The 5345-nt window shown below is 52.8% G+C and carries 6 protein-coding genes; all 6 read left to right on the forward strand.

The genetic code is table 11. The features are described 5' to 3' along the window. Window positions 1-325, forward strand: a 325-nt coding sequence (locus ACEW8P_RS03490; RefSeq protein WP_373511720.1) for a glycine cleavage T C-terminal barrel domain-containing protein, incomplete at its 5' end; no start/stop codon positions are given. A 118-nt stretch (window positions 326-443) separates the two neighbouring features. Then, a complete protein-coding gene (locus ACEW8P_RS03495) occupies window positions 444-1154 on the forward strand; it encodes a 2-phosphosulfolactate phosphatase (protein ID WP_373511721.1) in 711 nt (236 codons plus the stop codon). A gap of 90 nt (window positions 1155-1244) precedes the next feature. Beyond that, the gene (locus ACEW8P_RS03500) at window positions 1245-3086 is read left to right on the forward strand and encodes a hypothetical protein (RefSeq protein WP_373511722.1); all 1842 of its coding nucleotides are present in this window, start codon (window positions 1245-1247) and stop codon (window positions 3084-3086) included. 138 nt (window positions 3087-3224) lie between these two features. Then, window positions 3225-3647: a secondary thiamine-phosphate synthase enzyme YjbQ gene (locus ACEW8P_RS03505; protein WP_373511723.1), complete on the forward strand. Its 423-nt coding sequence runs from the start codon at window positions 3225-3227 to the stop codon at window positions 3645-3647. A gap of 89 nt (window positions 3648-3736) precedes the next feature. Further along, window positions 3737-4678, forward strand: coding sequence for a GDP-L-fucose synthase family protein (locus tag ACEW8P_RS03510; RefSeq protein WP_373511724.1), 942 nt, complete (start codon window positions 3737-3739; stop codon window positions 4676-4678). 184 nt (window positions 4679-4862) lie between these two features. Beyond that, window positions 4863-5336, forward strand: coding sequence for an Lrp/AsnC family transcriptional regulator (locus ACEW8P_RS03515; protein WP_373511725.1), 474 nt, complete (start codon window positions 4863-4865; stop codon window positions 5334-5336). The last annotated feature ends 9 nt before the right edge of the window (window positions 5337-5345 follow it).

Raw genomic sequence — 5345 nt, forward strand, 5'->3', positions numbered from 1 at the left:
AGCAGGCCTGGGCTGGGTCACGAAATTCAACAAAAGCTTCATCAACGCCGAAGCCCTCAAAGCCCAGAAGGAAAAAGGCCTGCCCCGTAAACTAGTCGGCTTTGAACTCACGGAAAAAGGCATCCCGCGCGGCCACTACGACCTTTGCACGGTAGAAGGTGAAAAGATCGGCGAAGTAACGTCCGGCACCATTTCGCCCACGCTCCAAAAAGGTATCGGCATGGGCTACGTCCCCACCGCCTACGCAAAACCCGGCACCGCAATTACCGTAAAAGTGCGGGAAAAGTTGTTGGGGGCGAGGGTGGTGAAGATGCCATTTTTTTGAGTGGCAAAGTGACAAAGCCACAGAGCGACAAAGTGCGGCCGAGTTAGGTAGCGACGAATAGATATTCTAGCGCAGCGGCGCACCGTCATCCTCTCATTCACTAATTCAAAATTGACTTTTGAAACAACTTGACGTTTGCCTTACGCCGGATTTACTGCATCTACACCGCCTGGATAACGTAGTCGTAGTCGTGGCGGATATTTTCCGGGCTACTTCCTGCATGGTGACGGGGCTGGCCCACGGCGTGGGCAGTATCACGCCCGTCGCTACGGTGGAAGAGTGCAAGGCTTTGCAGGATAAGGGGTACTTCGCCGCCGCCGAACGCAACGCCATGAAGGTGGAGGGTTTCGATCTCGACAATTCGCCGTTCAGCTATATGTCCGAAAGGCTAATCGGTTCGGATATTGCCATGACTACTACCAACGGTACGTTGTCCATTGCCAAGGCCAAGTCAGCGGCGGTAAAAGTGATGATTGGGGCGTTTTTGAATTTGGGCGCGTTAGTGAACGAACTACGCTCCGAGCAGTATGATGTGCTGGTACTGTGCGCGGGCTGGAAAGGTCGGCCCAATCTGGAAGACACGCTCTTTGCCGGAGCGGTAGCCGAGGCTTTGAAGGACGAATTCATTTTGGTAGAGGATGCTGCCCTGATGGCGCAGCGGTTGTACCAGCAGGGTAGGGGTAACTTGCTCAACTTCGTTGCTAATTCTTCGCACGTGCGGCGTTTGCAGCGGCTGGGCATTCAGAAAGACATTTCGTATTCACTGCAAACCGACCTTTACGACGTGGTACCCGTGCTGCGCGGCAGTCGGCTGGTGGCGATGCATTAGCTTTTCGGGACAAAAAATTAATAATTAAGTCCGCCCTTACGGAATGCACGGTTTTTTCGTTTCAGAAATTAGTGTCAAATCGCTTGATAAATGATTAGAATTCTTCCGGTTGGTTTTTTCCTGTGCTCGTTTCTGACTTTGTTCAATCCCGCCGAGGCGCAGGTCGTACCCAGCATCCCGCAGGCTGACACCTCGATGACCGGCCCCGACCGTGACGCTGCTGAAGCCATAAAAAAGCCGGATCAATTTGGCAAAAATATTGCCGACAGCATTCAGACCTTTGCCATTCGTACCGGAAGCGTTTCGTATTACTCTGTATGCCCCGGCAGCCGAATTGTCGTTCCGTTCACGCCGCAGGGGCCATTTAATGACGATAACTTATTTTCAGTGCAGCTCGTGGATGTCCGGGGCAACGCTGTGTCTATTTCGGAAGGGATCAAGAAAGGGCCGATCACGGCGATCATTCCGGCCGACAAACGAGGTGGGCATCTCTACCGTCTGCGGGTCGTTTCCACCAGTCCGGCAGTGGTCGGCAGCGAGGTATCGCTGCGGCTGTTGCCCACGCCGACCGCGAAGCTAGAATCGGCCGACGGATCTACTTCCTCGCGCATCATGCCCGGTCAGGACGCGCAGTTGCGGGTTGTTTTTACAGGGTCGGGTCCGTGGTCGTTCCAGTTGTCGGACAGCACGATGATCACCGAGACGGTTACCAATCCCTACTACCTTTCTACAAAACTCGAAAAGATCACGACCTACAAACTGCTGGGCGTGGCTAACGCCTGCGGCAGCGGTACGGTGGACGGCAGCGTTATCGTCAACGTGGACGCCAACCCCGAACCACGCCTGGCCCTAAAAGACCCTGACAAGGGTTACCGCGTGTGTACCAACACGCCTTTTCAGGTGAATTTCAGCGCGACGGGAGCCTACAAGGCGGGTAATAATTTTCTGGTGCAGATTTCTGACAGCAAGGGCGCTTTCAAAAACATTACTTCCGGCGACACTACCGCCCCAATCATGGCCCGCGTTCCGCCCGGTACCGCGATGGGCGACTACACGCTACGCATCATCTCCACCTCGCCCCGGCTGGTCAGCGACAGTACCCGCATCACCATCGCTGCCCCCACGCAAACCGTGCTGCGCCGGGATTCGGTTAAGTTGAAAGAAGGCGGTAGCGCCGATCTTTCTTTACAGTTTCAAGGCGGCGGGCCGTGGTTTGTATTGCTTTCGGATGGTACTTACGAAAACAACATCTTAACCTCTCCTTACAACATCAAGGTATCGCCCTACAATACCACCAACTACACAATCACGTCGGCAGGTGGCTTGTGCGGCGTGGGTACTTTCAGCGGTAACGCCTATGTATCGGTGGACGTGCCGCCTTCCGATATCGCGATAGGGAATCCTTCGCAGACTCTGATCTGCTCAGGGGGCGAAATCTCCCTGCCGTTCACGACAACGGGCCGGTTCTACGCCGCTAACAAATTCATCGTGCAGGTCTCCGATAGCACGGGACGCTACGTGGACATGCCTACCACGGGTAAGGAAAGTCCGCTGAAGGCGAAAATAACGCCCCCCACCATGCGCGATACCGTCGCCACTTACAATCTGCGCATCGTGGCCACCGCGCCGGGAGTAGCCAGCGGGGCTCGGGAAATTCAGATCGTCGCCCCTGACATGGCCGTGGGCGAGGTTTCGGGCCGGGGAGCCATCACGCCGGGTAACTCTACGCGCATCCGGCTCAAATTCAAGAATGGCCTGCCGCCCTGGTCGTTCACGCTTTCGGACGGCTCCTCCGTATCGGGTACTTTTCTGAACCCGTACCTGATTTCGGTTTCGCCGAAAACTACTACCGACTTTACGATTAGTTCGCTGAAAAACGCCTGCGGTACGGGGACCAGCAGTGGTTCGGCGAGGGTGGTTGTGGACAATTAATCAAGGGGTCAATGATTAAAGTACAAGGATTAATGGCTAACTTCAAAAGACGCTAAGGGCTAGCTGTTTGTAAAGACAAAGTTGTTGAACGCAGCTCATCACTTCAAATTCGCATTAACCTTTGACCCTTTTCAAGCGATGCAGGTTTTCCAGCGAGAATTTCGTTTGCCCGCTTTTCCTCGAGGTTTTCACCTGATTACCGAACGGGTGGAGCGGGAAATGCCTGAATTACGATCCCTTAGGGCCGGGATTTTGCACGTTTTTATCAAACATACTTCGGCAAGCCTGACGATCAATGAGGATGCCGACCCTACCGTGCGTAAAGATTTCGAGAGTCATTTTAACCAAATGGTACCCGAAGAGGCTCCTTACTACATCCACAACTACGAAGGCAGCGACGATATGCCCGCGCACTTGAAAGCGTCGATTCTGGGTAGTTCTGTGAGTATTCCGGTTACCGACGGGCGACTCAACCTCGGTACTTGGCAGGGCATCTACCTTTGCGAACACCGCGACCGGGCGGCGGGTCGTAGCTTGGTGCTGACGTCTTATGGGATGTAAGGTTAGGGATTCCTACCTTTGTCCTAAACTGGACATCCAACGTCCATACCGGGCCGCCGGGTGGTCCAATATCCAAAATCATTTTTAGCTTGGAAAAGAACGATAAGATTTACATCGCCGGACACCGGGGCATGGTGGGCTCGGCTATTTACCGCAAGTTGAAGGCGGAAGGCTTCACGAATTTCGTCGTCCGCACCTCCACTGAACTGGACCTGCGCGAGCAGGTGGCTACACGGAAATTCTTTGAAGAGGAACGACCCGATTACGTATTTTTGGCGGCGGCCAAAGTAGGCGGGATTATGGCCAATAACATCTTCCGCGCTGAGTTTCTGCTGGAAAACCTGCAAATTCAGAACAATGTCATCGACAGCGCCCATCGGTCGGGTGTCAAGAAATTAATGTTCCTGGGATCGTCCTGCATTTATCCCAAAATGGCCCCGCAGCCGTTGCGCGAGGACTACCTGCTCACTGGAACGCTCGAACCTACCAACGAACCCTACGCTATTGCCAAAATCGCGGGCATCAAGCTCTGCGAAGCCTACCGTAGCCAATACGGCAGCCATTTCATCTCGGTCATGCCGACCAATCTCTACGGCCCCAACGACAACTATGACCTTGAAAACTCGCACGTGTTGCCCGCCATGATTCGGAAATTCCATGAGGCCAAAGTCGAGGGGAAACCTGCCGTGGAACTGTGGGGAACTGGCTCGCCGCGTCGCGAATTTCTGCACGCCGACGACCTGGCTGACGCCTGCTACTTTCTGATGCAGCACTACGATGAATCCGAACTGGTGAATGTTGGCACGGGCGACGACTTGACCATCAAGTCTTTGGCTGAGTTGATTAAAGAGGTAGTGGGTTACGAAGGCGCAATTAATTGGAATACCGACAAGCCGGATGGCACGCCTCGCAAGCTGATGGATGTAGGTAAGCTCCACGGCCTGGGCTGGCGACATACAACGGATATCGAAGAAGGCATCCGGGCGACTTACCAGGATTTTTTGCAAAGAATTGAATCGTACGCAGTTTAGTGCTGCCCAGCCGAAGGTTGAGAAATAGGGAACGCAAACCTAATAATAGTGGGCAAAATCAGGTTTTTGCCCATTATTATTTCACTTTTGAATATTATTCCTTCATTAATTAGTAATAATATTCTGGAAACTAACTAGCTTTGCGGCACTTTTAATTGCTTCAATTTTAATCCGTGCCAAGCTAATGTCTTCCAACCTGAAACTCGATCAAATTGATCGGAAGGTGCTCGAAATATTGCAATCGAACGCCAAAATCACCAACGCACAGTTGTCCAAAGAAATCGGTCTTTCTCCTGCCCCCACGCTTGAGCGTGTCAAAAAACTCGAACAGGGAGGAATTATCAAAAGTTATCACGCCCAACTTGACCCCGCCAAGGTAGGTCTCGGCGTAACGACCTTTGTCCAAATCTCGCTAACGGGTCATAAAAAAGTAACTACCGACTCATTCGTGGCTACGGTGAACATCATTCCCGAGATCATCGAGTGCCACCACATTACGGGTACGGGTGATTTCTTGCTGAAAGTCATTTCGCAGGACATCAGTTCTTACCAGAAACTGATGCTCGAAACGATTAACGAAATCGAGGAAGTGGCGAACACGACGACGATGGTCATCATGTCCACCTTTAAGGATAGTAAGCTGCTGCCCATTCCCTGATCTATTCAA

This window comes from Persicitalea sp. (assembly GCF_041751555.1).
Lineage (GTDB): Bacteria > Bacteroidota > Bacteroidia > Cytophagales > Spirosomataceae > Persicitalea.

Coding starts and splice junctions, on each gene's coding strand:
- ACEW8P_RS03500 (WP_373511722.1), top strand. CDS start 1,245: ATGATTAGAATTCTTCCGGTTGGTTTTTTCCTGTGCTCGTTTCTGACT.
- ACEW8P_RS03505 (WP_373511723.1), top strand. CDS start 3,225: ATGCAGGTTTTCCAGCGAGAATTTCGTTTGCCCGCTTTTCCTCGAGGT.
- ACEW8P_RS03515 (WP_373511725.1), top strand. CDS start 4,863: ATGTCTTCCAACCTGAAACTCGATCAAATTGATCGGAAGGTGCTCGAA.